This window comes from Gordonia sp. DT30, assembly GCF_049844915.1.
Taxonomy (GTDB): domain Bacteria; phylum Actinomycetota; class Actinomycetes; order Mycobacteriales; family Mycobacteriaceae; genus Gordonia.
Genome location: NZ_JBNCLY010000004.1, coordinates 178,731 through 203,907 on the forward strand (window position 1 = coordinate 178,731; position 25,177 = coordinate 203,907).

20 protein-coding genes are annotated in these 25,177 nt (G+C 67.9%); 12 read left to right on the forward strand and 8 right to left on the reverse strand.

Translation table 11 applies throughout. The features are described from left to right. Positions 1-137: 137 nt before the first annotated feature. The 3 genes from ACLQ3C_RS06080 to ACLQ3C_RS06090 form a co-directional block, all read right to left on the reverse strand. Positions 138-938: a family 1 encapsulin nanocompartment shell protein gene (locus tag ACLQ3C_RS06080; RefSeq protein WP_425704136.1), complete on the reverse strand. Its 801-nt coding sequence runs from the start codon at positions 936-938 to the stop codon at positions 138-140. A 64-nt stretch (positions 939-1,002) separates the two neighbouring features. Further along, entirely contained in the window at positions 1,003-2,043 is a 1,041-nt protein-coding gene (locus ACLQ3C_RS06085) for a Dyp-type peroxidase (protein ID WP_425704137.1), read from the reverse strand. A 97-nt stretch (positions 2,044-2,140) separates the two neighbouring features. After that, the gene (locus tag ACLQ3C_RS06090; RefSeq protein WP_425704138.1) at positions 2,141-3,826 is read right to left on the reverse strand and encodes a CocE/NonD family hydrolase; all 1,686 of its coding nucleotides are present in this window, start codon (positions 3,824-3,826) and stop codon (positions 2,141-2,143) included. Positions 3,827-3,910: 84 nt separating this feature from the next. On the opposite strand from ACLQ3C_RS06090, the gene ACLQ3C_RS06095 reads away from it, so the two are divergent. Continuing rightward, entirely contained in the window at positions 3,911-4,597 is a 687-nt protein-coding gene (locus ACLQ3C_RS06095; protein ID WP_425704139.1) for a TetR/AcrR family transcriptional regulator, read from the forward strand. Positions 4,598-4,667: 70 nt separating this feature from the next. On the opposite strand, the gene ACLQ3C_RS06100 is transcribed toward ACLQ3C_RS06095, so the two are convergent. Next, positions 4,668-6,326: an FAD-binding dehydrogenase gene (locus ACLQ3C_RS06100; protein ID WP_425704140.1), complete on the reverse strand. Its 1,659-nt coding sequence runs from the start codon at positions 6,324-6,326 to the stop codon at positions 4,668-4,670. 324 nt (positions 6,327-6,650) lie between these two features. Between ACLQ3C_RS06100 and ACLQ3C_RS06105 the strand changes: the two genes are divergently transcribed. Next, a complete protein-coding gene (locus ACLQ3C_RS06105; protein ID WP_425704141.1) occupies positions 6,651-7,607 on the forward strand; it encodes an alpha/beta hydrolase in 957 nt (318 codons plus the stop codon). A gap of 363 nt (positions 7,608-7,970) precedes the next feature. Here the strand turns inward: ACLQ3C_RS06105 and ACLQ3C_RS06110 are convergent, their stop codons facing one another. Continuing rightward, a complete protein-coding gene (locus ACLQ3C_RS06110) occupies positions 7,971-9,533 on the reverse strand; it encodes a DUF3068 domain-containing protein (protein ID WP_425704142.1) in 1,563 nt (520 codons plus the stop codon). Between the two features lie 128 nt (positions 9,534-9,661). Beyond that, positions 9,662-11,068, reverse strand: coding sequence for an ABC1 kinase family protein (locus tag ACLQ3C_RS06115; protein ID WP_425704143.1), 1,407 nt, complete (start codon positions 11,066-11,068; stop codon positions 9,662-9,664). A 192-nt stretch (positions 11,069-11,260) separates the two neighbouring features. Here ACLQ3C_RS06115 and nadB point away from each other — a divergent pair, with 192 nt between their 5' ends. From nadB to ACLQ3C_RS06145, 6 genes are all read left to right on the forward strand, one after another. Further along, positions 11,261-12,910, forward strand: a complete 1,650-nt coding sequence (gene nadB, locus ACLQ3C_RS06120; protein ID WP_425704144.1) for an L-aspartate oxidase — start codon at positions 11,261-11,263, stop codon at positions 12,908-12,910. 73 nt (positions 12,911-12,983) lie between these two features. Further along, on the forward strand, positions 12,984-13,958 hold the full coding sequence (locus ACLQ3C_RS06125) for a hypothetical protein (RefSeq protein ID WP_425704145.1): 975 nt from the start codon (positions 12,984-12,986) through the stop codon (positions 13,956-13,958). Positions 13,959-14,072: 114 nt separating this feature from the next. Further along, entirely contained in the window at positions 14,073-14,366 is a 294-nt protein-coding gene (locus ACLQ3C_RS06130) for a metal-sensitive transcriptional regulator (protein WP_425704146.1), read from the forward strand. A 96-nt stretch (positions 14,367-14,462) separates the two neighbouring features. Continuing rightward, on the forward strand, positions 14,463-14,666 hold the full coding sequence (locus ACLQ3C_RS06135; RefSeq protein ID WP_425704147.1) for a heavy-metal-associated domain-containing protein: 204 nt from the start codon (positions 14,463-14,465) through the stop codon (positions 14,664-14,666). 7 nt (positions 14,667-14,673) lie between these two features. Then, positions 14,674-14,868 (forward strand): hypothetical protein, encoded by a 195-nt coding sequence (locus ACLQ3C_RS06140; protein ID WP_425704148.1) that lies wholly within the window; start codon positions 14,674-14,676, stop codon positions 14,866-14,868. After that, entirely contained in the window at positions 14,868-17,150 is a 2,283-nt protein-coding gene (locus tag ACLQ3C_RS06145) for a heavy metal translocating P-type ATPase (RefSeq protein ID WP_425704149.1), read from the forward strand. The genes ACLQ3C_RS06140 and ACLQ3C_RS06145 overlap by 1 nt, the downstream gene beginning before the upstream one ends. 402 nt (positions 17,151-17,552) lie before the next feature. On the opposite strand, the gene ACLQ3C_RS06150 is transcribed toward ACLQ3C_RS06145, so the two are convergent. After that, positions 17,553-19,037 carry an FAD-binding protein gene (locus tag ACLQ3C_RS06150; protein WP_425704150.1) on the reverse strand — a complete coding sequence of 495 codons (1,485 nt, stop codon included), beginning with the start codon at positions 19,035-19,037 and terminating at the stop codon, positions 17,553-17,555. Positions 19,038-19,148: 111 nt separating this feature from the next. On the opposite strand from ACLQ3C_RS06150, the gene ACLQ3C_RS06155 reads away from it, so the two are divergent. After that, positions 19,149-20,780 (forward strand): molybdopterin-dependent oxidoreductase, encoded by a 1,632-nt coding sequence (locus ACLQ3C_RS06155; protein ID WP_425704151.1) that lies wholly within the window; start codon positions 19,149-19,151, stop codon positions 20,778-20,780. 111 nt (positions 20,781-20,891) lie between these two features. Here ACLQ3C_RS06155 and ACLQ3C_RS06160 read toward each other — a convergent pair whose 3' ends face one another. After that, positions 20,892-22,166, reverse strand: coding sequence for a DUF222 domain-containing protein (locus tag ACLQ3C_RS06160; RefSeq protein WP_425704152.1), 1,275 nt, complete (start codon positions 22,164-22,166; stop codon positions 20,892-20,894). Between the two features lie 365 nt (positions 22,167-22,531). On the opposite strand from ACLQ3C_RS06160, the gene ACLQ3C_RS06165 reads away from it, so the two are divergent. From ACLQ3C_RS06165 to ACLQ3C_RS06175, 3 genes are all read left to right on the forward strand, one after another. Continuing rightward, on the forward strand, positions 22,532-23,989 hold the full coding sequence (locus ACLQ3C_RS06165) for a hypothetical protein (RefSeq protein WP_425704153.1): 1,458 nt from the start codon (positions 22,532-22,534) through the stop codon (positions 23,987-23,989). Between the two features lie 58 nt (positions 23,990-24,047). Next, positions 24,048-24,308, forward strand: a complete 261-nt coding sequence (locus ACLQ3C_RS06170) for a hypothetical protein (protein ID WP_425704154.1) — start codon at positions 24,048-24,050, stop codon at positions 24,306-24,308. A gap of 100 nt (positions 24,309-24,408) precedes the next feature. Then, positions 24,409-24,942, forward strand: a complete 534-nt coding sequence (locus ACLQ3C_RS06175; RefSeq protein WP_425704155.1) for a Fic/DOC family protein — start codon at positions 24,409-24,411, stop codon at positions 24,940-24,942. Positions 24,943-25,177: the final 235 nt, after the last annotated feature.

Below are 25,177 nucleotides of genomic sequence, written 5' to 3' on the forward strand. Positions count from 1 at the left end.
CGATCACCTCGACGACGGTAGCAATGAGAATTCGTCCCGGCGAATGGTTATGCCGGGATTGGTGGGCCGGGTGGCGCCGGTGTCTGAAATGTCGTGATCTCCAGAAGTTCCTGTCCCAGAGACCCGGTCGAGGTGGCTCAGGCTCCGGCGAGCGCGACCGCTGCCTCGCCGGTGTAGGTGAGGTAGGTGAAGGACTCCTGGAAGTACAGGTTCACCACGTCGGCGTCGTGTGAGTCGTAGCCGATCGACACGTCCTGCCCGATCGTCAACTCGAAGTCCCCGCCCCGGGTGGACAGCACGAATGCGCCGGTGATCGCCGGTGCCCAGACGATCTCGCCGTCGATCAGCCGTTGGATGTGCTCGCGAACGGGGTAGCCGTGGTCGGACGTCTCGTTGATCAGCGTGTAGACGTCGGCGGACACCGCAATCGAATACGGCCCGTCGATCGAGGCCAGCTTCAGCGTCGACAACGCCTGGCTGAACGCCTGCGGATAGTCACGCACATCATCGGGCAGCCCGATGGGGGTGGCCGTGGCCTCGGCGCGGATCCCGCTGATCCCGGCGGCCGGGTAGCCCTCGAAGACGGCGCGGTCCTCGGCGAGAGCGAGCTGCCGTGCCGCCTCCACCACCGGATCCCAATCGGAGTCGAGTGCCCCGCGGTCGACGTCGTCGATGGCCGTCCGGGTGACGGTGAAGGGAACCTTCAGCTCGATCAGCGGCTGCACGTGCCGCTTGAACGCGAGGATGCCGTCGGCGGGGGAGTCGATCGTGGACCGGTGTCCGCGGGTGACCGCCGACGTCTCGAGCCCGAGCGGCCCCTTGACGTCGACGAGGCGGCGCCCGGCGATGTTGCGACGGAGCGAGCGCGTCGCCTCCTCCTCGATGGCCTCCCACGCCGATGCGGAGATCGGGGCGAGTTCGCGATGCAGGTTGTTCATGGCTGTCTCCTGGTGGTCGGCGGTCGGGTGGGTTCGGGAGTGGTTGGGGGAGAGGCGAAGCGGGTCAGTGCAGTGAGCCGATGCCCAGCGAGCCGTCGCCGGGCCGGGTGGGTGGGGGTGCGGGCGGCTCGGCGGGGCCATCGCCGGAATCGTCCGCCGATCCCCCCTCGGCTGCCGGTGCCGGCGGCAGATCGTCGAGGAAATCGACTGTGGGCGTGAAGAATTGGGAACCGGTGACCGCGGTGGTGAAGTCGAGCAGCCGATCGTAGTTGCCGGGCGGGTCGCCGATGAACATCTTGCGCAGCATCTCCTCGGTGACGTCGGGACCCGAGGAGTAGACGATGTAGAAGGTTCCCGTCTCGCCGGTGCCGGAGACATTGCCGTAGGGCATGTTGTCGCGGACGACCTCGATCTCCTCGCCGTCGGCGTCCTCGACGACGTTGAGGGCAATGTGCGAATTGGCCGGCTTGACGTCGTCGGACATCTCCACATTGTCCAATTTGGTTCGGCCGATGGCCTTTTCCTGTTCGGTGACACCGATGGCGTTCCAGGACTCGAGGTCGGTGACGTAACGCTGGATCGCCACGTAGCTGCCGCCCGCGAACGCCGGATCTTCGTCGCCGACGGTGATCGCGTCGATCGCGGCCTGTCCGTCCGGATTCTCGCTGCCGTCGACGAAGCCGATCAGGTCACGCAGATCGAAGTACCGGAACCCGTGGACCTCGTCGACGACGGTGACCGCAGCACCGAGATCGTCCATCGCCAGCCGGGCGAGTTCCCAGCACAGATCGGTCTGGTCACTCTTGACGTGCAGGAGCAGATCGGCCGGGGTGGCCGGGGCGGTGTGTACCTCGCCCGGGTAGACGACGAAGGGCCGCAACGACCGCGGCCGCGCGCCGTCGAAGAGCCGATCCCACGCCTCGGACCCGATCGACACGATTCCCGAGAGCGCCTCCTCCGGCGCACGGGAGGAGACCGAGTTGATACGGGAGCCGAGGACGGCGAGAAAATCGCGCACCGCGGCCTCGCCGCCCTCGTTGATCGTCATGACCAGGAACACGGCGTGTTTGGTCTTGCGCGTCAGGATCGTCTGCGGCACCGGCACGTCGTCCACCCTAACCGGCGATCGGTGCGGCCCGGACTGTGGAGTTGATCGCCGGCAGCGGTTTCGGGCCCGGGTGATCTGCGCGCTCTGGAGCCGCTCAGTGTGCCGGGATCACGGGAATCTCGAGTGTCGAGGGGCGCTCGGGGCGCCAGCTGATGGTGGCGCGGCCGGACTTGTTCGGAACGTAGTGCGTTGGAAAGTGGCCGAAGAGGGGGTTGCGGGGTTGCAGGTAGCGGCCGGCGACCATGAGCCGCAGGCTCTCCCCGGCGTGGAAGAGGGTTGCCGAGGAGCTCAGGGGGATGAGCACCTCCAGCTCCTCGCCGTCGCGTACCGGTTGGAGGGTGCGGAAGGTGTGCTCGGGCTGATGGGGCATGCTCAGCTCGGGGTCCAGTTCTCGCAGGGCGAGTCGTAGCCGGCCCTGGGCGATGCGGTCGCGACCGTACCCGTAGGAGCCTTCGAAGGGCACCGGCCTGCCGTGCGACCATTTCTCGACCCCGACGAACAGGCGTGGGTCGTCGGCGCCGTTCGTGGCCACCTGTAGTCGGAGGGTCATCGGGCCGCTGAGCTCGGTGTCCTCCTCGAAGCGGTACTCGAATGCGGCGGCGTTGCGCTTGAGGTCGAAGGTCACCTGCCCGGGTGCGCCGGCCGCGTCGGTGAGGGCGCCGTGGGCGCCGAGGTGCAGCTGCTGCCATTGGGTGCGGGCGAGGGGCCACTGCTGTTCGTCGCGCACCTCGACGATGCGCTCGGCCCGGTCTCGGACCTCCAGCCGCACGGGTGGCAACTCGGGGACGTCCCGCCCGCGGAGGTGTCTGTCGAAGAACGCGAGCTGGACGCGCTTGGCCTCCCCCCCGTAGAAGACGGCCCACTTGGCTCCGCGGTGCGTGTACGCGTGCTTCTCGGCGGAGCCGGCCCTCTGGAAGGCGCGCATGGACCCGACGCTGTGCAGGTTGGCGTCGGAGAAGCTCGTGCACTCGAGCATGGGAACCCGGATCTTCGCGATGTCGGGGGTGATCTTCTTCCACCAGTCATCGTGCAGGGGGTGCTTCATCCGCTCGGCGGCGAGGTTCGTGTTCGTTCGCGCGACTCTCTTGGTGATCGCCAGCCACACCTTCGCGAACCCGTCCTCGACGATGCCGCCGGGGGTCATGAAGTCGCGGTAGGCGTCGGTGAAGCCCTCCCACGGGCAGATCGCCTTCAACGCCGGCGGGTTCAACGCTGCGACCTTGTACTGCGACATCGCGAGGTACGACACGCCGAGCGTTCCCACCCGGCCGTTGCTCCAGGGCTGCTCGGCAGCCCAGGCGATGACCTGCGAGATGTCGTCCGCCTCCTGGTCGGAGAAGAGGTCGCCGCGGCCCTGCGAATGACCGCCGCCACGGGTGTCGAGATTGATGACCGCGTAGCCGTGCTGCGCCCACCACACCGGGTCGGGTGCTTCCCAACTCGTCTGGTCCGAGATCCGCAGCGGCTCAGGCTGATTCATGATCCGGAACTGGAAGCTCAGCGACCACTTTCCCCCCTTCTTCTTCGGGACCGAGTCTTTCCGGTAGGGGTGCGCGGAGAGCAACACCGGCAGCGGGCCCTCGGCGTCGGCGGGGCGGAACAGGTTCAGCCGTAGCGTCACGCCATCGCGCATCACCACGGGCACGTCCTCGTCCTTGCGCACGTCGGCGCCCATCTCGTACACGGTGACCGGCGGATGCAGAAATGCCTTTCGGCGCGCTCGTGCGTAGGCGGCGGCTGCGGGCCGCTTCCAGGGCTTATCGATCGTGGTGTTCTTCATGATGCTGATCCCTTCAGCTATGCTCTTGAGTGCCATTCAATAGCACTTGAGTGTCACTCTAGAACGTGCGGTAGGGTGTTGTCGATGACCACGGAAAAAGAAGCTGCAGCCGATTACCGCAGTCGGCAGAAGCGCGTCGGCGACGTTCTGCGGCAGGAGACCCGGAACAGGCTCCTGGAGGCGGCCGAGGCCGAGTTCGCCGCGCACGGCTACGCCGCGACCACCGTCACTCGCCTCGCATCCGCGGCCGGGGTTTCGGTGCAGACCCTTTACCTGGCCTGGGGCAGCAAGCGCGAGCTCCTGCGCGGGTACATGGAGAAGGTTCTCGCGGGCGGTGCCGCGTCACCCGCCGACGCGTCCGAGCGGTTCACCGAACAGATGCCGCCCGACCGTCGACTCAGGGAGCTCGCGCACCTGGTGGCCGAGGTCGCGGAGCGTGCCTCCACCGGCTGGACGCTCTACCGTGACGCCGCCGCCATCGATCCCGAGATCGCTGCCGACTGGAACGAGCTCCAGCTCCTGCGACACCAAACCTTCACCACCATCATCGGGGCCATTCCGGAGGACTCGTTGAAGCCCGGGCTTACTCGCCAGGTAGCGATCGACACCGCTTGGGCCATCGCCGGCCCGGAGACGTTCGACCTTCTGGTTCACCGCCTCGGCTACACCCTCGACGGATTTCGCGACTGGCTCGAGCGGACTCTCCCCGCAGCGCTACTCAGAACGGCGCCATCGGGTGAGCGGTCGGCGGCCGGCGGGTCCGACGGATGAGCCCACGCCCGGGTCAGGTGTGGTGTCGAAGGGACGAGCTGCGACCCGACCACAATGATCGGGCCGCGCCTCAGCGTCGCGCGATGGCCCGGCCGGCGGCGCGGCCGGAGAAGATGCAGCCGCCGAGAAAGGTGCCCTCCAGCGCGTTGTAGCCGTGGACGCCGCCGCCACCGAAGCCGGCCACCTCACCGGCGGCGTAGAGGCCGTCGAAGACGGTGCCGTCGGGACGCATCACCGCCGAATCGAGGTTGGTCTCCACGCCACCGAGGGTCTTGCGGCTGAGGATGTTGAGCCGCACCGCGATCAGCGGCCCGTGCGCCGGGTCGAGGATCTTGTGCGGTTTGGCGACCCGCGCGACCTTGTCGCCGAGGTACTGCCGCGCATTGGTGATGGCCATGATCTGGGCGTCCTTGGCGAACTTGTTGTCCACCTCGGCGTCGCGCGCGGAGACGATGCGTTCGATCTTGGCCAGATCCAGTTGCGGGCCGCGCGCGATGCGGTTCATCCCCGCGACCAACTCCGAGAGATTGTCGGCGACAACGAAGTCCTCGCCGTGCTCGACGAACTTCGCGATCGGGCCGGGCGCACCCTTGGCCAGGCGGCTCTTCGCCGCGAACTTGAGGTCCTTGCTGGTCAGATCGGGGTTCTGCTCCGAACCCGAGAGCATGAATTCCTTCTCGATGATGGTCTGGGTGAGGATGAACCACGAGTAGTCCTGCCCGGTGGCGAGGATCGCCTTCATCGTCGAATTGGTGTCGAAGCCGGGGAAATTGGGCGGCGCGAGCCGGTCGCCGTTGGCGTCGAGCCAGATCGACGACGGGCCGGGGATGATCCGGATGGCGTGATCGGGCCAGATCGGATCCCAGTTGATGATGCCCTCGGTGTAGTGCCACATGCGGTCGCGGTTCACCAGGTGGGCCCCGGCGCTCTCGGCTATCCCCAGCATCCGGCCGTCCACGTGTGCGGGCACCCCCGAGATCATCGTCTTCGGTGCCGGGCCGAGGCGATCGACCGGCCAGTTCGCGCGGATCATGTCGTGGTTGTGGCCGATGCCGCCGGTGGTCAGGATCACCGCGCCGGCGCGGATCTCGAAGTCGCCGACCACTTCTCGGTTCGACGCCTTCCCTCGGTCGAGATCGGTGGGCGCCAGCACGGCGCCGCGTGTTCCGACCGCCGCGCCGTCTTCGACGATCAGTTCGTCGACGCGGTGGCGGAACCGGAACTCGACGAGTCCGCGGCGTTCCGCGTCGAGCACCGGCTCGGCGAACACCCGGACGACCTCCGGGCCGGTACCCCAGGTCAGATGGAATCGCGGTACCGAGTTGCCGTGGCCGTCGGCGAATCCGCCACCGCGCTCGGCCCACCCGACGAGCGGCGCCCGCAGACCGAGGTCGCGCAGATACTGTCGCTTCTCAGTGGCGGCGAACTCGACGTAGGCGCGCGCCCACTGCCGCGGCCAGTAGTCCTCGTCGTCGCGATCGAATCCGGCCGAGCCCATCCAGTCCTGCAGGGCCAGTTCGGCGGAGTCGTGGACACCGAGTCGCCGTTGCTCGGGGGTGTCGACCAGGAAGAGTCCGCCCAGCGACCAGAAGGCCTGCCCGCCGAGGTTGTTGCGGTTCTCCTGATCGACCACGATCACCTTGCGGCCGGCGCGGGTGAGTTCGTAGGTGGCGACGAGACCGGCCAAGCCGGCTCCGACGACGACGGCTTCGGCGTTCTGCTGATTCACTGGACCTCCCTGGCAGTCGCCATCGACTGTAATCCGCGCCACTCGAGGTGGGCATCGGCGACATATCGGATCCGGTGTTCGACGACTTTCGGCTATGTGACCAAGTCGACGTGTAACCGTGATCGGTGCAGGTGACGAGGATCACCGGGGCCTGGCAGGATCTCTCGAAGTGGTCGTCGGGCGCTCGTCTCCCTTTGCCGCCGTGTTATGGGGCCGTTACTATCACCGCGACGGGGATCGTCCCGGGCGGCTTGCCGCCACTCACCCCGCACCACCCCATGTGAACGAGACCGCTCGGGTCACGATCGTAAGGACTGACAACTCATGCTTTCTCGCGCCCGTAAGCGCCTGGTGGCGGGAATGGTGGCCCTCGCCGCCGTTGCCGGCGTCACCACCGTCGCCGCACCGGCCGCCTCGGCGGCCCGCGGATGCATCGTCGAGCCGGTCTACTCGCAGTCGATGCACCGCAACATTCCGGTCTGCATCGTCTCCGACGGTGGCAGCAACAAGCCCACCCTGTACCTGCTCGACGGTCTGCGCGCGATGGACAACAACAGCGGCTGGCTGATCAACACCAACGTCGCGAGCTGGATGGCCGGAAAGGGCGCCAACGTGGCGATCCCGTTCGGTGGCGGCGGCAGCTTCTACACCGACTGGGAGCGTCCCGACCCGAAGCTCGGCATCAACAAGTGGGAGACCTTCCTGACCCGCGAGCTCCCTGCCTACATGGCCGCCAGGCACGGCAGCGACAACCGTCGCAACGGCATCGCCGGGCTGTCGATGTCGGGGACCTCGGCGCTGAACCTCGCCTCGCGTCACCCGGGCTTCTACAAGGCCGTCGCGTCCTACAGCGGCTACCCGACCGTCACCATGCCCGGCTTCACCCAGGGCATCCAGACATCGGTGGCTCAGACGGGCGGCGATCCCAACAACATGTGGGGCTTCTACCCGGCCGGTGAGTGGTTCCAGAACGACCCGTTCCTCTCGGCGGGCAACCTGTCCGGCAAGTACGTGTACGTGTCCGCGGGCACCGGCATGGGCAGCCGCTACGACTCGTCGATCACCCCGGGCAGCCCCAACTTCAACGCGGTGCACTTCGCCCAGATGGTTCCGCTCGAGGTCGCAGCCTCGACGAGCAGCCAGATCTACATCGGCCGGCTGCGCACGCTGCCGATCCACCTCACCACCCGGATCACCCCGGACGGTGATCACTGGTGGACCTACTGGGACGACGATTTCAAGCAGTCCTGGGGCACCACGTTCGCGCCCGCGTTCTTCTGATCGGCTGATCGGAAGGTTCGCGAGGGCTTGAGACCGAGACAACGACGAGGGCCGGTGATCATCGCGATCACCGGCCCTCGTTCTGTGTCTGTGCTGCGCGTCTAGTCGCCGAACACCGCCTGCGCTGCCTGGTGGGCAGCGATGGAGGTCGAGATCAGCACACCGGCGACGGCTCCGCCTACCGAGCATCCGATCGCTTCGAATCGCCACATATCCGCTACCTTGTCCTTCGTCTCGCCGTGCCTCGGTTGATCAGTCGATCAACCCCGCAGCGAGGGTATAAGCGGACTTACACATACGCCAGCCGGCTCCCCGGTGAGCGTGGCCGGACACACACCCACGGCCACACCGTGCGCTGCGCTGCTACCGGTCCTCGTCGCGACGCTCGTGGGCGTGATGCGGGGGGTCCGCGGACGACTCGTCGATGGGACGGAAGTCGTGATCGCCGCCGCCCGTGGGCGCCGGCCCTTCCACCCGCGGGATCTGCTCCGTCGGGTGATCCCACAGATATGCGGTGTCGTCGTCGGCGTCGTCCGGGCCGGCCTCGTGCCCGGGGTGATCCGGATTCGGGGAGGCGGGCGTATTGTGCCGCGATCGCTGATTGGCGATGACCGCGGTCGGTGCAGCCGCGCGCGCCGCGGCCGGCCCGCCGGGGTCGACGACGGTCGGCGCATCGGCACCCGGGTCGGTGTCGGGGACCTCCCCGTACCCGTTGTCCCCGTACTCGTTGTCCCCGTATTCGTTCTGCCCGTCGTCGCGCGGGTCCCCGTCGGGCCCGGCACCACGGTTGCGGCGTCGGCGCAGCAAGATGAGCAGGCAGGCGAGCAGCAGCACCGCACCGACGATGCCGAGGATGAGAGGTAGCCAGAAGTTGCCGAGCTTCAACTGGCCCATGTACTTGTCGGCCTTGTCGGCCTGCGCGGACACCGTCTTGTCGCTCCAGGCGAAGTTGGCCTTCAGCGCGTCGAGCTGGAAGTTGCGCACCGGCGCCGGCGTCGAATCGTCGTCCTTGTAGGGCGAGCGGAAGTACTGGTGCTGAACCTCACGGCCGTTGACGATCGTGCCGGTGCGCGGTTCGACCCACACCTCGCGGGTCGCCGTCGCGTAGCGGTGCATGTTGATGTGATCGCCCGGCCGCACCCCGGGACCGGTGATACCCCACCACTTGGCGGGCATCGTCAGCATCGTCCCCAGCGGTGCCTCGTTCTGCGGGTTCGGCAGCGACGACAGATCGGTCTCGGGGACCTGGGTCCGGAAGTGATAGGTCTTGATGCCGTGGACGGTCTCCTCGCCGACGAACGCGGCCGGGGTGTCCTGACGGGTGTTGAGGTCGTAATAAAGGTACGAACGCTTCTTGGTGTTGAACGGGAACTTGTACTGGAAACCCTTGCGGTTGGGAAGCTGAACCGACACGTCGTTGCGGTTCACGCCCTCCGGGGCCGCCTCGACCTGCAGCGAGCTGACGGTGCCGTTGGGCACCGATGTCTTGCGGTTCAGTGAGACCCGGTCGATGTTCGCCGTCAGCAGGCCGTCGTTGCACTGCAGGTCGCCATTTGCCGCAGGAGCCGCAGGCTGCGACTCGTCGCCGTTCGCGGCGCGGGTCCCGTCGATGCGCACCGTCTGGGCGGACTGGATCGTGGCCTGGCGGCGATCGGAGGGGTCGACGATGACCGATCGGCGCTGCTGGGTGAGGTGCGCCTGCAGGGTCTGCGCCTTGGCCTGGCCGACCGAGCAACGATCGAAGATCTCGGCGGGAAAGCGTTCGCCGGGCGAGCCGTCGGCGGCAACGCTGGTGGCGTCTGAGGTGATGTCGAGGTCAAGTGGGACCACCTTCAGCTGCGGGACCAGCCACAACGGCACGGCGATCGCTGCCGTGATGCAGGCCACGCCGAGGAATGCCAGCACCGCAGGCAACACTCGTTTCATCAATCGTCTCCCTCGGGTCGGCGACGTCGAGCCATCCGCGCGCTCGCGACTGACACCACCCTAATGGCGACGGTGTGGCGAGCCGCTCAACGCCTCGCGATCGGCCACTGCGGGCGGCTCGGTGCGATTCAGCGAACGGATGCGCCGGAGGCGCGGCGATCTCGCTCGGCCTCCTTCATGATCCCGGCCATATAGCCGTAGATTTCGCGATCGCTCAGCGCCTTCCAGCGCGGGGCGAGGAGCTTCATGTACTTCTCCACGTAGAGCAGTTGTTTGCCGACGAGGACCAGCTCACGCGGCAAGCGCGCGTCGTGCGCGCGGGCGAGGGCGGCGAGCTGACGGCCGAGGTCGGTGTAGCTCATCGACCCGAGGTCGGTGCTCGACAGTGGTGCGGCGACCTTCTCGATGTCGGCGCCGCCTTGCGCGGACGAGCCCGGATTGCGGACGGCGCCGAGCAAGAAGATGGCCCGGCCCGCCGACTCGAAGTCGTTGCGGACGATCAGATCGACGACGAGTTGCCGCAGGATGCGGCGCGTCCGGGGGGTGAACCGGCCGACGATGCCGAAATCGAGGAGCACCAGCCGCCCGTCGTCGTCGACGAGGACGTTGCCCGCGTGCAGGTCACCGTGGAACAGGCCACCGTGAAAGGCCGACTCCAGCAGCGAGAGCAACAGGTTGCGGCACAACGCCACCCCGTCATGGCCCGCGGCCCGTACCCCCGCCGCGTCGTCGATGCGGGTCGCGTAGATCCGTTCCATCGTCAGGACCCGGGGCGTGCTGAGCTCGTCGTAGACGCGGGGCACGCGCACGCGATCGCCAAAAGGCCCGGGGCGCAGGCATTCATACCATTCGCGCATCGCCGACGCCTCGTTGCCGAAGTCCAGCTCGGCGTCGAGGCCCGCGGCGAAGTCCTCGACGAAATGCCGGGCACTGAGCATCCGTCCGTATTCCGAGCGCTCGGCCAGCGCGGCCAGCCGGTCGAGGATCGCCACGTCGGGGGCCAGTCGCGCACCGATACCCGGGCGCTGGATCTTGACGACGACCTCGGTGCCGTCGGGCAGAGTCGCCGTGTGGACCTGGGCGATCGAGGCCGAGGCGATGGGCCGCGTGTCGAAGGTCGCGAACACCTCTTCGGGCGGGCGCCCGAATTCTTCGATGAAGAGTTGCCGGATCTCGGTTGGGTCGGCGGGCGGCACGCGGTCGAGCAATCCCTCGAATTCGGCGGCCAACGTCTCGGTGAACACCCCCGGGCTGGATGCGATCAGCTGGCCCAGCTTCACGTAGGTGGGGCCGAGGCGCTCGAAGGTCGCGCGAACCTCTTGGGCTGCGCGCCGGGCAGTCAGCTGGGCGGTCGGCGGCCGCAACCGCAAAGCATCGAGGGCAGTACTCGCCGCGAATCGTGCCACTCCGACGGAGGCCTGCACGGCGGTCGAACCGAACCGGTAGGCCTCCGACAGCGGTGAGACCGGGCGCAACTGTGCGTGCGCCGGCTGCGCTCGCCGGTCGACCTGGGTGTTGACAGGGGGTTTGTTCATGAAGGTCACCGCGGGCCAGTGTAGCCACGAATTCCGACGTGGCTCCGCATCCGCGCAGTGGTGAGTTGGCAAGCCGTATTCGGTGTGAACGCATCCTCGTCGTTGCCGGCAACCAGGCGTACAGTGCACGTCAGAGGTTTTCGACTGTGGATCGAAAACGAGGGTTCATCTCCGGTGCGGAAAGGCGTGACCATGACTGCTTCACGGGCGTACGCGACCCGCTGCGCCGATCTCGTGGTGGTCGGAGCGGGCGTCGCCGGGATTGCCGCGGCGTTGACCGCCCATGCCGCGGGGCTGCGCGTGGTCGTCGTGCACAAGGGGCCGCGCTGGCAGCCCGACCGTGCCGAACAGGCCACGGCCACGTTCTACGCGCAGGGTGGGATCGCGGCGGTCATGCCGGGCGACCCCGACGATTCCGTCGACGCCCACCTCGCCGACACGGTGGCCGCGGGCGGGGGACTCACCGACCCCTCGGCGAGCCGGCCGATCCTCGACGCCGGCTGGGCCGCGGTCGCCGAACTGACCTCGTGGGGAACACAATTCGACCGAGATGCCGACGGTGCCCTGGCCCGGGGCCGCGAGGGCGGGCACCGGATGCGCCGCATCCTGCACGCCGGTGGTGACGCGACCGGCGGGGCAGTGCAGCGCGCGTTGGGGTCGGCGTTGCTCGGTGCACAAGCCGCCGGGGGCGTCGAATGCGTCGACGACGCCGTGGTCACCCGCCTGCTCACCGATGTCGACGGCCGCGTCGGCGGGATCGAATACCTGCGGGCAGGCGGCCAGGGTGCGGGGCAGGACCGGGTGGGGCAGACGGCGGTGGTGAGGGCGCCGACAGTGCTGCTCGCCACCGGCGGCGCCGGGCACCTCTATGCCGCGACGACCAACCCGGCCGGCGCAACCGGCGACGGTATTGCCCTCGCCCTGCGCGCCGGGGCCCGGGTGGCCGACCTCGAGTTCGTCCAGTTCCATCCGACGATGCTCTTCACCCCTGGCGAGCGGGGGCGGCGCACCCTGGTCACCGAGGCGATCCGCGGCGAAGGCGGTCGTCTCGTCGACGCCGGCGGCCGGTCGGTGACGGCGGGTGTGCACCCGCTCGGCGATCTCGCCCCGCGCGACGTGGTCGCCAACGCCGTGATCGCGGCGATCGAACGCACCGGCCATCCATGCGTCTACCTCGACGTCGCGGATATCGAGCACTTCGCGTCGCGGTTCCCGACGGTGACCGCCGGGGTGCGTGCAGCCGGGTTGTCGATCGAGGGCGGCCGCATCCCGGTGGTGCCCGGCGCCCACTATCAGTGCGGCGGCGTCGTCACCGACACCGTCACCCGGACCGGCGTGCCGGGGCTGCTCGCTGCCGGGGAGGTCGCGCGGACGGGGTTGCACGGCGCGAACCGGCTGGCGTCCAACAGCCTGCTCGAGGGTGTGGTGACGGGTATTGCGGCGGCCGGGGTCGCATCGTCGTGGCGTGACGAGAGCCGCGGGCCACTCGGGCACACCGCGCACGTCAGGCTGCCGGCGCTCGATCGCACGACGCTGCAGGACACGATGAGCCGGCACGTCGCGCTGCGGCGCGACGCGTCGGGTCTCGCCGAGGTGGGCGCCGTGCTGTCCTCGGCGCCGGTGCGGCGGATCGATGATTCGCGCGCCGCCGAGGATGCGTCGCTGACCCTGGCCGCGGGTGCTGTCGTCGCCGCGGCGGCGGCTCGTCGCGAATCCCGCGGCTGCCATGTACGCTCGGATTTCCCGCATTCTGCGCCCCGGGCCGCATCCCGCATTTTCGGTTTCGCCGATGGTCGGATGACCGAGTTCGCCGACGCCGTGCCGGCCGTCCTCCCGGGGTAGCCCCGGCAGGCGGACCTTCGTACACTGGCCGCGGGGGTTGGGAGTTCTTCGACCCGCGCGAATTGGAGGTTCGATGGACAGCGAGGGGTGCTGGTCGACGGTGGTCAGCTCGGCTGCTGAACGCCGGGCGCTGGGACTTCCCGAATCGGCGGGCTGGATGCTGGAGTGCCGCCTGTCCGGCGGCCATCGAGGCAACCATGCCACCGACGGCAGTCTGGGCCCCCGCGGCGATCGTCGGCTCTGGCTGGAGTGGAACGACTTCGACCGCCGCGCGCAGTCGCTCATCGAACGCAATCCGTGCCCGGTGCACTCCGCGGAGAACGCGCCCTGCCGCTACTTCTACGGCCATCCCGGGCTGCACGTCTACGCCAGGTCCAACGGGCATGCCCCGAGCGCCATGTCGGGGATGGCCGCCGGGGGGCACGGGCACGCGCCCGCCGGGCCCCATACGACGAGCCCGGCGCCCGGGCCGGAATACTCGACAACCCGTGGTGGCACGCACGGACCGTCGACGGGCGACCTGCCGGTCTCCGGCGTCGGCGCCCGCGGATCGCACCGCATGCCCGAGACATCGCAATCGGAGGCCCGGCAGCCCGAGATCCGGCGGCCCGAGACGCCACCGCCGCCGGCGGCTCCCACCGGGGAGTCCTACCGCGGTGGCCGACGCTCCACCGATTCCACCCCGCCCGGCGATCTGCCTGCTTATCGGGGGCGGCGTCACAGCTTCGACGTGCCCGCACCGGAGCCCGAGCCGTTGTCGGCTCCTGCGCAGACTCCGCGGACTCCACCTCAGGCCCCGGCCCCGGAACCGGCGCCCCCGACTTCCGCGCCCGCAGCTCTCGAGCCGGCAGCCTCCGAGCCGGCAGCCTCCGAGCCCGCAGCCTCCGAGCCCGCGGCGCGAGACCACACAGTCGAGCCGACCGCACCGCTGCCCGCCCCGTCGCCGGACGTCTCGGCAGGTCGTGGCGGCCTGGGCACGGTCGGCGATGCGCTCGATGACGTCGCCTCGGCGCTCTCGAAGCTCGCCGAAGCACTGCGCCGTCGCTGACAGCGCTCGCTTACTCGCCGACGGCCCACATACCCTAGGGGGGTAGCGTTTCCCGTGTGGCCGGCGTATACCTATTGGGGGTATCACCGAACCAGTTGCACCGATGGAGGCTTCATGGACCACGCCGAACACGGCTACATCGGCCGCAAGGACGACTACTTGCGCCGGCTGCGCCGCATCGAAGGGCAGGCCCGCGGGCTTCAGCGGATGGTGGAGGAAGAGCAGTACTGCATCGACATCCTCACCCAGGTCTCGGCGATGACGAAGGCCCTGCAGGCCGTCGGACTCGGTCTGCTCGAAGAGCACATGAACCACTGCGTCGTCCGCGCCGCCCGGGAGGGTGACGCCGAGGGCAAGGCCAAGGTCGACGAGGCGGTCCAGGCGATCGCGCGGCTCGTCAAGTCCTGAGAAGCGTTGTGCTGCAACATTTGTGTGCTGACAACCGACTGTGTCCAACCGGGCCCGGCGTGGCGCCGGACCGAAGAATTGTGAGGAGTGATTTCCATGGCAAGTGAGATCTACACCGTGAGCGGCATGACCTGTGGTCACTGCGCGGCATCGGTGCGTGAGGAGATCGAGGAGATCTCCGGCGTGCAGAGTGTCGACGTGACCGTCGACTCGGGGCGTGTCGAGGTGACCAGCGACGAGCCACTCGCCCGCGATGATGTGGCCCGGGCCGTCACCGAGGCCGGATATCAGTTGGTGTGAGCCGATCATGATCCCGCGTGCGCTGACCGCCGGCGCCCTCGCGTCGAGCACCGCCGCACGGGTGGCCGCCTTCCTGGTGGCCCTCGCGGCGGTGTTCGTCGTGGCGTTCACGGTCGGTCACGCGGTCGGGCCCGACACCGGCGCCCCTACCCATCAGCATCAGCAGCCACCGACGACCACCGAGATCCACCGAGGCCACTGATGACAACCCCCGCCACCGCGCCCACCGCCGACCGCGTCGACCGCGTCGACCTCGACATCGAGGGCATGACGTGTGCGTCGTGCGCCAACCGGATCGAGCGCAAGCTCAACAAGCTCGACGGGGTGCACGCGACAGTCAACTTCGCGACCGAACGGGCGCACGTCGATCACCCCGCCGGCCTCGACACCTCCCAGCTCATCGAGGTGATCCGGTCCGCCGGCTACGACGCGGGACCCGTTGACGACCAGCCGCGCACCGACACCGAGTCCGAGACCGACACCGACCCGGTGCTCGACGCGCTACGCAACCGGGTACTGATCTGCGCCGTACTCACCATTCCCGTCGTCGCATTGGCGATGGTCCCGGCATGGCAGTTCACCTACTGGCAGTGGTTGTCGCTGACGTTGGCGGCGCCGGTCGTGGTGTGGGGCGCCTGGCCGTTCCATCGCGCCGCGTGGCTCAATCTGCGTCACGGCTCGACCACGATGGACACGCTGGTGTCGATGGGCACGCTGGCGGCGTTCGGCTGGTCGCTGTACGCATTGTTCTTCGGTACCGCGGGCGAGCCCGGGATGACCCATGGCTTCGATCTCGTCCCGCAGCGCGCCGACGGCGCCGCGAACATCTATCTCGAGGCCGCCGCGGGCGTCACCACCTTCCTGCTCCTCGGACGCTACTTCGAGAAGCGGGCCAAGCACACCGCAGGCGACGCCTTGCGCGCGCTGATGCGCTTGGGCGCCAAGGACGTTGCCGTGGTACGGGGCGGGGTCGAGACCCGCATCCCGATCGAGGCGCTGCGCGTCGACGACGTGTTCGTGGTGCGTCCCGGCGAGAAGATCGCCACCGACGGAGCGGTCGTCGAGGGGGCCTCGGCCGTCGACGCCTCGATGGTCACCGGCGAATCGGTGCCGGCCGAGGTCGGCCCGGGGGATGCCGTGGTGGGTGCCACCATCAACACCAGCGGCCGATTGCTGGTGCGTGCCACCCATGTCGGCGCCGATACGGCGCTCGCCCAGATGGCCCGGATGGTCGCCGACGCCCAGACGGGCAAGGCCGGTGCCCAGCGCCTCGCCGACCGCATCTCGGCCTGGTTCGTGCCCGCGGTGATCGCCATCGCCGTTGCGGCGCTGGGATTCTGGATGGGCGCGGCGATCGCCACCGATTCACCGGTTACCTTCGCGTTCACCGCTGCGGTGTCGGTGTTGATCATCGCCTGCCCGTGTGCACTGGGTCTGGCGACCCCGACGGCGCTGATGGTGGGCACCGGCCGCGGCGCGCAGCTGGGCATCCTGCTCAAGGGTCCGGAGGTGCTGGAGCAGACCAGACGCGTCGACACGATCGTGCTCGACAAGACCGGCACCGTCACCACCGGAATCATGCGGGTCGAGACGGTCCACACCCTCGACGCCGCCGACCATGAACGGATGCTGACGGCGGCGGCCGCCGTGGAATCGGCGTCCGAACATCCGATCGGCAAGGCCATCGTCGTTGCCGCGCAGGATCTTCCGGTGGGAACGGTCACCGACTTCGCCGGCACCATGGGTGCCGGGGTCGCCGGAATGGTCGACGGCGACAAGGTTCGCGTCGGCAGTCCGCGCGAATTCGCCGACCTACTGCCGGCTACGTTGACCGCCCAGGTCGACGCCGCCCACGACCGGGGCGCCACCGCGGTGATCGTGTCCGTCGAGGGCCGGGGGCCGACGGAGTACGGTGTCATCGTGGTTGCTGACGAGGTGAAACAGACCTCGGGGCAGGCGATTACCGAACTCAAACAGATGGGCTTGACCCCGGTGCTGTTGACCGGCGACAACCCGGGCGCAGCGCACCATGTGGCCGGTCAGGTGGGGATCGATCAGGTCATCGCCGAGATGCGGCCGGAAGAAAAGGTGGCCGCCATCAAGAACTTCCAGCAGCAGGGACGCGTGGTGGCGATGGTCGGCGACGGCATCAACGATGCTGCCGCGCTGGCTCAGGCCGATCTGGGGTTGTCGATGGGTACCGGCACCGACGTGGCCATCGCCGCCGCCGACCTGACGATCGTCGACGGTGATCTGCGCAAGGTGATCGACGCGATCAACCTCTCGCGCCGCACGCTCTCGATCATCAAGGGAAATCTGTTCTGGGCGTTCGGATACAACGTCGCCGCGATCCCGATCGCCGCGGCCGGGCTGCTCAATCCGATGATCGCCGGTGCCGCGATGGCGTTCTCGTCGGTATTCGTCGTCGCGAACAGCCTGCGGCTGCGGGGTTTTCGGTCACGCGTGGCCGGGACACGGTCGTGAGTGAGCCCTGCTGAATCCAGTTCGCGGTGTCCTCGCCACCACCGGCCCCGTTCAGCAGATACAGCGTCGGCGCCGGAGCGCCGCCCGGTGCGCGCAGGACCTCCACCGGGACGTCGCGGCCCATCGATGGCGAGAACACCCGCAGGAGACGATGATTCGGTCCGGCGGTCTCGGTGGAGACCACGCGCCCGGGATCGGCCGACGACGTGGGCGGGGAGATTCCCATCGCGATCACGCCGCTCACGGCCGCGATAAGAAATGCGGCGGCCAGGTGGATGAGTCGGTGTGATCGCATGGTCCACACTCCTCGGTGCGCACCTCGGGAGTGGGCGCACCACGGTGCGCGGTGGTGTCGGTGAACGCAGTACACCACCAGGATCGGCGGCGGACGTGCGTAGCCGACTACCCGATCACCTCGGCAGATCGGCGGCGTGCGGCGGCGTGCCGTCCCGCGCGGCGCCCGAAGTACGAGCCCTCCCCGAGCTGGGTGCCGCTGGCGTATCCCAAGCTGTCCTGGGCGATGTTGGCGGCGCACGCTCCGGCCGCATACAGCCCCGCGATGGAACTGCCGTCGGCGTCGAGGACTTCGCCGTCCAGCGAGGTCGCCATGCCGCCCATGGTGAACCCGGCGTACATCGCCTTGCCCAGACTCATGTCGAATACCGCCCACGGGCCGGTGTCCTGCGCGGCCAGGAATTCCGCCGACTTGTGGAAGTCGGGGTCGGTGCCCGCGGCGGCGTGGGTGTTGTAGCGGTCCAGCGTCGTCTGCAGTCGGCCGGTCGGAATACCCAGGGCCGCTTCCATTTCGGCGACCGTCTCGTATCCGTCGACGAAGGGTACCAACGGCATTCGGGGGCGTTTCATATGTGCCTCGTCGACGATGAGGTAGGCCGTCGCATCGGGTTGTTCGAGCACGAATGCCGACGTCCGGGAATGGTAGGAGTCCTCGGCGACGAAGCGATCCCCGTTCTTGTTGACGGCGATTCCGGTGAGCAGGATCGACGGCGGGTACACCGGCGCGGTGCAGAACGCCTGATCCATGTGCTTGAGCACAGCGCCTGCCGACACTCCCATCCGGAGTCCGAGCCCGTCGTCGTAGGTGTTGCCCAGCACGAACGGCTTCTCGGTCAGCCACGGCACGTGCTCGGCCACCATCGCGGAGTTCATGACGAATCCGCCGGCGGCGACGATCACCCCGTGCGCCCGAATGTAGCCTTGTTCGCCGCCGATGCCGCGCCACGCCACCCCCGTGACGGCACCGTCCGCGTCGACGACGAGGTTGCGTGCGCCGGTCTCGTAGCGCACCTCGACGCCGAGTTCGGCGAGCCGTTTGACCAGCAGTTCGACGACCATCGCGGCGCCGCCGGTGTCACCGGGTACCGGCACCTTGTGTCCGCGCGGGGCGGGTTTGGCCATGTCCTTGAACGGCCACACCTTTTCGTTGCCGGTGTACATCAGCCCCTGCGTCTCGGGCTGCACGACGGCCTTCTCGGGGTAGTAGCTGCGCTCGAAGGTGAAGCCGAGAGCCTCGAGCCAATTGAAGTGATCGACGCTGTCGACGCAGTACGCGTGGATCTTGTCCGGCTCGGGATCGCTCGAGACGGCGGTGATGTAGCGCTCCATCTCCTCGGCCGAGTCCTCGTGGCCGGTGGCCTGTTGCACCGCGGTGCCGCCGCCGAGGTAGAAGTGTCCGCCGGCCATGGCGGTCGTACCACCGGCCTGCGCCGCACGTTCCAGTACGAGTACCCGGGCGCCGTGGGCCGCGGCCTCGACGGCGGCGCATCCGCCCGCGATGCCGAGTCCGATGACCACCACGTCGACCTCGTCGCCGAAGGTGTCGACCGATTCGAGCGCGACCGTGTCGGGGATCGCTGTATCCGCTGCCATGCGCATCAGCGTAACCGACAAACTAGAACGCGTTCTAGTCTTGGGTTTGTCGGGTGACTGATCGACGTGGTGGGCGCGACCCGCGCGAGGAGGCCCGGACGGGGAGTATCAATGAGTGTGACCTCCGAACTCGACGACACACCCCGGCACGCCCCCGCTCGTCGTGTCGGGGCGCCGGTGAATGCCATCGCCGGAATCGTCGCCGTCGGTGCCGCCCTCGGCATCGGCGAATTGGTGGCGGCGCTCATCTCGCCGGAATCCTCCCCGTATTTCGCCGTCGGCTCGACCGTCGTGGACCATTCGCCGCTGTGGATGCGCGAATGGGCGATATCCACCTTTGGCACCTCAGACAAACTCACGCTGTTCGTGGTGATGGGCGTGGTGATCGCCGTGATCGCGGGTGTCTGCGGGGTCGTGGAACGGCGACGCCCACCGATCGGTTCGGTGGTCATCGTGGTTTTCGCCATCGTCGGGATGATCACCGCCCTCGGCCGCCCCGGTGCCACGGCGACCTTCGTGCTGCCCTCGCTCCTGGGTGGCGCCGCCGGCGTGGTCGCGCTGCGGATCCTCATCGGCATCCTCACCCTCGACGCCGGGAAGGATGAGTCGGGCGAGGATCCTGTCGATACGGACGATCCAGCGGATGCCGAGGACCGCCGTGGTGGTCTCGGAGCGCCCACGTCGCGCCGCTTCGTGCTGGCCGCGGCCGGGATCGCGGCGGTCGCCGTCGCCGCCGGTGCTCTGGGCCGGACCCTGCTCGCCGGTGCCGCCAAGACGCTGGCCGATCGCAATGCCGTGCGTCTCCCGGCCCCGGCCGACCCTGCCCCGCCGGTACCGGCCGCCGCCGACATCGGAGTTCCGGGGACGTCGCCGTTCGTCACCGGCAACGCCGACTTCTACCGGATCGACACCGCTCTGCAGGTCCCGCAGCTGACCACCGGCGACTGGAAGCTGCGGGTGCACGGCATGGTCGACAACGAGTTCTCCCTCTCCTGGGACGAATTGCTGCGGATGCCGTTGACCGAGCGGCTGGTCACGCTCACCTGCGTCTCCAATGAGGTCGGCGGTGACCTGATCGGCAATGCACGCTGGCTCGGGGTACGGATGAAGGATCTGCTCGATCGCGCCGGGGCGCGTCCGGGCGCGAATATGCTGCTGTCCACCAGCTCCGACGGATGGACCTGTGGCACACCGGTTTCGGCGATCAGCGACAACCGCGACGCCCTGCTCGCGATCGGCATGAATGGTCAGCCACTGCCGATCGAACACGGATACCCGGTGCGACAGGTCATCCCCGGGCTCTACGGATACGTCTCGGCCACCAAATGGGTGGTGGACTGGGAATTGACCACGTTCTCTGCGGCGCAGGCATATTGGACGACGCGCGGCTGGTCGGCCACCGGACCGATCAAGATCGCCTCGCGCATCGACCGCCCGTCCTCCGGCTCGAGTCTGCGGGCCGGCCAGGTGATCATCGCCGGCACCTCCTGGCATCAGCACACCGGCATCGCTCGGGTCGAGGTACGGGTCGACAACGGTCCGTGGGCGCCGGCGACTCTGGCCGCCGACTACAGCGACGATACCTGGCGCCCATGGAAATACGAGTGGCACGCCACGCCGGGCGCACACACCGTCGCGTGCCGGGCGATCGGGAAGGACGGGCAGGTCCAGACCGCCGCGCTCGCCGACCCGGTCCCCGACGGCGCCACCGGACTGGATACCCGCACCTATACCGTCCGCTGAGACCGATGGTCCCGAGTCCGGGGCCGGCGACCTATGAAGTTCTCAAGGAACGGATGCGGTCCCGGCAGGCCGGGGCGCAAGGGTCGGAAAGTCATTGTGGGTGAGCCTGTTTCAGGCGGCGTTGTCGAGGTGGAGGGTGCGTCGGTTGTAGGCGGGTAAGGGTCGTCGCTTCGGGTCGACACCCGCAGGCGGGACCAGCCACGGGTGACGATCGAAGCCCATCACGACATCCCAGCCGCGGTCGTGGACGTCGTGATGGCAGGCCGTGCACAGGAGGCACCCGTTATCGAGGTCGGTGGGGCCACCGTCGACCCATGACACGAGGTGGTGTGCCTGGGTGCGCGATGCGGGGGCACCGCATTTCACGCAGCACTCATCCCGCAGCAGCAACGCTTTTCGTTGCGCCGGGGTGAACAGACGCTTTTCGCGTCCCACGTTCAACGGCACCTGTGCGTCGTCGACGATGACGACGGTGACCGCGGCATCACACCCCAACGCTTTCGCCGTCGCGGGTGTCACCGACCCCATGAACTCCAACGCGGACAGCTTCGGGGCATCAGCCGGGATCGTCAGCAGGACACCACCGGTCGGCTTGCACGACACGGTCTCGTCGGCGAGACCCCGCTCGGCGAGTTCCAAAATGGATTCGAAGGCATCAGCACGGCGGCGCTCGGCCGCCCGCGGATCATGCGAACCATCGGGTTGAGGTTTCGGCGCCGACAACGCTTCAACCAGGCTGTGCAGCTTCTCCCCGGCAACCGCATCCAGGTTGGCACGCACATCCAAACGGCCATCATCGGTTTTGTGGTAGCCCAGCTCGTTGATCGACTTGTCCTCGGCGGCAGGCACACCGGCATCGGTGTCGGCGGCGAGTTCGTTCGCGATGGTGCGAGCGTGATCGGTGATCTGCGCGGGCGTCATGCCCGCCGACGACCACGACATCAGTGACATCAACTGTGCTGACCGCAGGTCGGGATCAACGGGTTCGGTTGAGCGCGATTCGATGTGCGACAGCCCCCGCACGATCGCGTCGGCGTGTTCGGACGAGATGGCTCCGTCAGCCGCCCGGCGCACGAGTGGGTCGATGTCGATGGCGGTACCGACCCGCACGAACCGTGCAGCGACCGCGGGCGCGCACCCCATCACGGTCAACAGTTCCCGCAGGCGGCGTCCGTGGCCGTCGGCGACACCGAATCGGTCGAGATCACCGGTCAGCGTGGCCGCATGGTGGTCGGCGAGGTTGCGGATCAGCAGAATCTGCTGCAGCGCGGCGTGTGCTTGCGGCCCGGTCATGTCCAATCCGGTGCGAAGCTCGGCCAGCTGGTCGACAATGCCGGCCAGAATGGCTGCGGTATCGTCGCTTTCGACAGTTGCGTCGGCGATCATAGTGCCCCCCTTGGTGATCGATTCGATGTCTCCATCTTACACGCATGCACCGACAATGGCACCTGGATCGCCGGCATTTGTGGATCGAATACCGCTTGTGGACAACGTGTTTCGTGGCTCGGTGGACGCGCGTTTCTGTCGGTGGGTTGTGCTAGGCGTACGCGCCCTGGCACGGTGTCGATTGGACTATCTGGGTTTCACCGATTGGTGGCAAGCGCCTCTGGTGCGCGGCGATGGGCGATACACTCACCTCTCGACATGGGCGGCAGCGGTCGTAGACCGGCGGGGACCAGTTCGCCGGAGGGGAACGATCCGCGGATCAGGGGGATGAAGTGCTCAGAGGGCGACACTCGATACTGACGGTGGTGGTGGCTGCCGCCGCACTTCTCTTCGTACAGGCAAGTTTTCAGCCGGGAGTGACCAACGCACTACAGATCGGCCCCATCATCTTCCCGGACGCCGGTTCCTCGGGAACCGGCGATCACGGCGAACCCGCACTCGTCAGAACTCCGGAATGGGCGCCGCCATTGAGCGCCGATGATGCGGTCATCCTCATCCCTGGCACCACCGACTACGACGGCAGCGACCAACTCGGGCGCACTCTGCAGATCGGGCTGTTCGGGGGCGTCACGACCGACGCGGCGACCGGCGCGGCCGTCGTCGATCCCAAGGCTGCACCGGAAGTCACCGTCGTCTCGTATCCCGGCGCCTTCGGACTCGATCCGTTCGGTATCCCGATCTACCTCGTCGGCTCGGATACCTTCACCCACTCTGTCGAGGCCGGATCGATCAACGGCGTCGCCGATGCGGAGGCCGCGTATCCGGGTGACGGCAACCGCAGGGTCGTCGTCAACGGCTACTCGCAGAGCGCACCGATCGCGATGAACGTCGCATACCTGTTGCACCACAGAAACATCGACGGGGAGGGTGAGATCCCCGACGACAAGATCGTGGTGATCATCGGCGCTGACTCACGCTTTCCCAACACTGGCGTGGAGAACACGATGCCGAGCCTTCTGCCGGGGCTGTATACCAACGGTGACCGCGATCCCGCCGACACCGGCGACATTCCCGTGTACTCCTACTGCGTCCGCGGCGATCCGACCTGTGGGGCGGGTAATCCGCTCGTCAATCCGATCTCCACGTTCTTCTATCTGGCACCAGGCTTCTACGTGCACGGATCTCTCAACCAGCACATCAACGAGTACACGATCACCAAGGAGTGGACGAGCCAGGAGGCCGGAGCCGGCGGCAACACGCACTACATCGTCTACGAAGGCGGCAATCCGTGGGGAATGATGCTGCGTGACTTGGGTATTCCGGTGCCGCGAGAATTCGACGAGGCGCTGAGTGCGCTCGTCCCGGTGCCGATGCCCGGTGCCCGCTCGACCCTGGCAGATCTGCCGATCCCGATGTCGGACGAAATGCGGGGCCAGTTGAGCGCCTACGACGTGCCCACACCGCGTGAACTCCAGGAACTTCTCGCCGCCCGTCTCGGAGTCGGCGTCCCGGTCCACGATCCCGATGCCTGCGCCCGGACCCCGTCGGCCTGCCGGGCCGACTACAGCTCGGTGGCCGGTGCCGACACGCCGCCTGCGACGACGCCGGCGAATTCGACTCCGACAGCGCCGTCGATCACCGGGACCAACCGATCGGCCACGAGTACGGCACCGGCACCGAGTAGTGGAGAGTTGGCAGCCACGACATCTACTGCCACCCCGACGCCAGAGACCCCGACGATCGAGACCCCGACGATCGAGACCCCGACGATCGAGACTCCGACGACCGAGAGCGCCGAACCGGCGGTTCTACCGAACACGTGACCGAACGTGGTTGGTTTCGCGGCTAGAATCTACGTACCGCAGCCGAAAGGAGCGTGCCATGGCCACTTCCACCTGGCTCACCCGCGCATACCCCGACCTGTTTGCCGGACTGACCGAACATGACGCGCTGGATATCACCGCCGCGGTGGACAACAACGTCCTCGAAGGCTGGGAGCCGACCCGCGACGACATTGCCATTCTCACCGCCGAGGCTCGCGGCGCCATCAGCCGCGACGACCTCCTGCGCCAAGCACGTGGCGAGATCACCCGAGCGGAGCTCGTCCAGATGGCACTGCGTGGAGTCACCGCCGCCACCTGACGAATCGTCCGCCTCGCATGCGACGCCCCCTGGAGTCATGACGGGTGGTGTCGCCGTCTTACTGCCGGTCATCATCAACTCGAGATAGGCGTCGCGGTCCATGGCTTCTCCCCGATCGGACTGGGATGCCACCTTCATCCCAGGCAGTCACGTATTGGCAAACAAGCTCGGGATCGACGACCCAGACCAACTCGAGCAGCTGGAGTATGGACTCACCGCCACCGCCGAGCGTCAAGTCCTGCGCGGGCAGCTGGTAATCGACCGCACCTACGACGCCGAGCATCTCCGCGCTGTACACACCGCCTTGTTCGCCGACATCTATGACTGGGCCGGTAAGACCCGCATCTACCCGATGGCCAAAGACCGCATCGGCTTCGCCGACCCTGCGCAGATCGGCGCCTACCTGAGGGCGGCTGCCGACCACATCGCCACCACCGACTGGGGTGCCCTTGCCCACGGCGGTCTCGCCGTCGAAGCAGCCACGGCCTACGCCTACCTCAATACCGCCCATCCCTGGCGAGAGGGAACGGCAGAAGTGCAAAACTGTTTCTGCGGCAATTGCTCCGGGACCACCGGCACGATCTGGACCTCAGTCGAATCACCCGGCAGCAGTGGAACAACAGCTCGGCGCTGACGATGCCCGATCGTGGCGCCTTCGAGCCGGTTCCCGACCTGATGATCCCGGTGTTCTCTCGCATCATCGTCGACTACATCCCACCAGCCGGCGGTGCGATCACCGCGCCGAGATGTTGATAGAGCCGCGGGATCGGCCGCTGTCCCATCCGGGACCGGTGCCGGTTCGCCTGATTGGCCCGGTTTGCCGGCCAATCTGACGCACGCAGTGCTCAGGACGTCGTACGAGAGTCAAG

Bases quoted from the DNA above. Each gene is read 5' to 3' on its own strand.
- ACLQ3C_RS06080 (WP_425704136.1), bottom strand. From the start codon at position 938: ATGAACAACCTGCATCGCGAACTCGCCCCGATCTCCGCATCGGCGTGG.
- ACLQ3C_RS06090 (WP_425704138.1), bottom strand. From the start codon at position 3,826: ATGAAGAACACCACGATCGATAAGCCCTGGAAGCGGCCCGCAGCCGCC.
- ACLQ3C_RS06095 (WP_425704139.1), top strand. From the start codon at position 3,911: ATGACCACGGAAAAAGAAGCTGCAGCCGATTACCGCAGTCGGCAGAAG.
- ACLQ3C_RS06105 (WP_425704141.1), top strand. From the start codon at position 6,651: ATGCTTTCTCGCGCCCGTAAGCGCCTGGTGGCGGGAATGGTGGCCCTC.
- ACLQ3C_RS06110 (WP_425704142.1), bottom strand. From the start codon at position 9,533: ATGAAACGAGTGTTGCCTGCGGTGCTGGCATTCCTCGGCGTGGCCTGC.
- ACLQ3C_RS06115 (WP_425704143.1), bottom strand. From the start codon at position 11,068: ATGAACAAACCCCCTGTCAACACCCAGGTCGACCGGCGAGCGCAGCCG.
- nadB (WP_425704144.1), top strand. From the start codon at position 11,261: ATGACTGCTTCACGGGCGTACGCGACCCGCTGCGCCGATCTCGTGGTG.
- ACLQ3C_RS06125 (WP_425704145.1), top strand. From the start codon at position 12,984: ATGGACAGCGAGGGGTGCTGGTCGACGGTGGTCAGCTCGGCTGCTGAA.
- ACLQ3C_RS06130 (WP_425704146.1), top strand. From the start codon at position 14,073: ATGGACCACGCCGAACACGGCTACATCGGCCGCAAGGACGACTACTTG.
- ACLQ3C_RS06135 (WP_425704147.1), top strand. From the start codon at position 14,463: ATGGCAAGTGAGATCTACACCGTGAGCGGCATGACCTGTGGTCACTGC.
- ACLQ3C_RS06140 (WP_425704148.1), top strand. From the start codon at position 14,674: ATGATCCCGCGTGCGCTGACCGCCGGCGCCCTCGCGTCGAGCACCGCC.
- ACLQ3C_RS06145 (WP_425704149.1), top strand. From the start codon at position 14,868: ATGACAACCCCCGCCACCGCGCCCACCGCCGACCGCGTCGACCGCGTC.
- ACLQ3C_RS06150 (WP_425704150.1), bottom strand. From the start codon at position 19,037: ATGGCAGCGGATACAGCGATCCCCGACACGGTCGCGCTCGAATCGGTC.
- ACLQ3C_RS06155 (WP_425704151.1), top strand. From the start codon at position 19,149: ATGAGTGTGACCTCCGAACTCGACGACACACCCCGGCACGCCCCCGCT.
- ACLQ3C_RS06160 (WP_425704152.1), bottom strand. From the start codon at position 22,166: ATGATCGCCGACGCAACTGTCGAAAGCGACGATACCGCAGCCATTCTG.
- ACLQ3C_RS06170 (WP_425704154.1), top strand. From the start codon at position 24,048: ATGGCCACTTCCACCTGGCTCACCCGCGCATACCCCGACCTGTTTGCC.
- ACLQ3C_RS06175 (WP_425704155.1), top strand. From the start codon at position 24,409: ATGGCTTCTCCCCGATCGGACTGGGATGCCACCTTCATCCCAGGCAGT.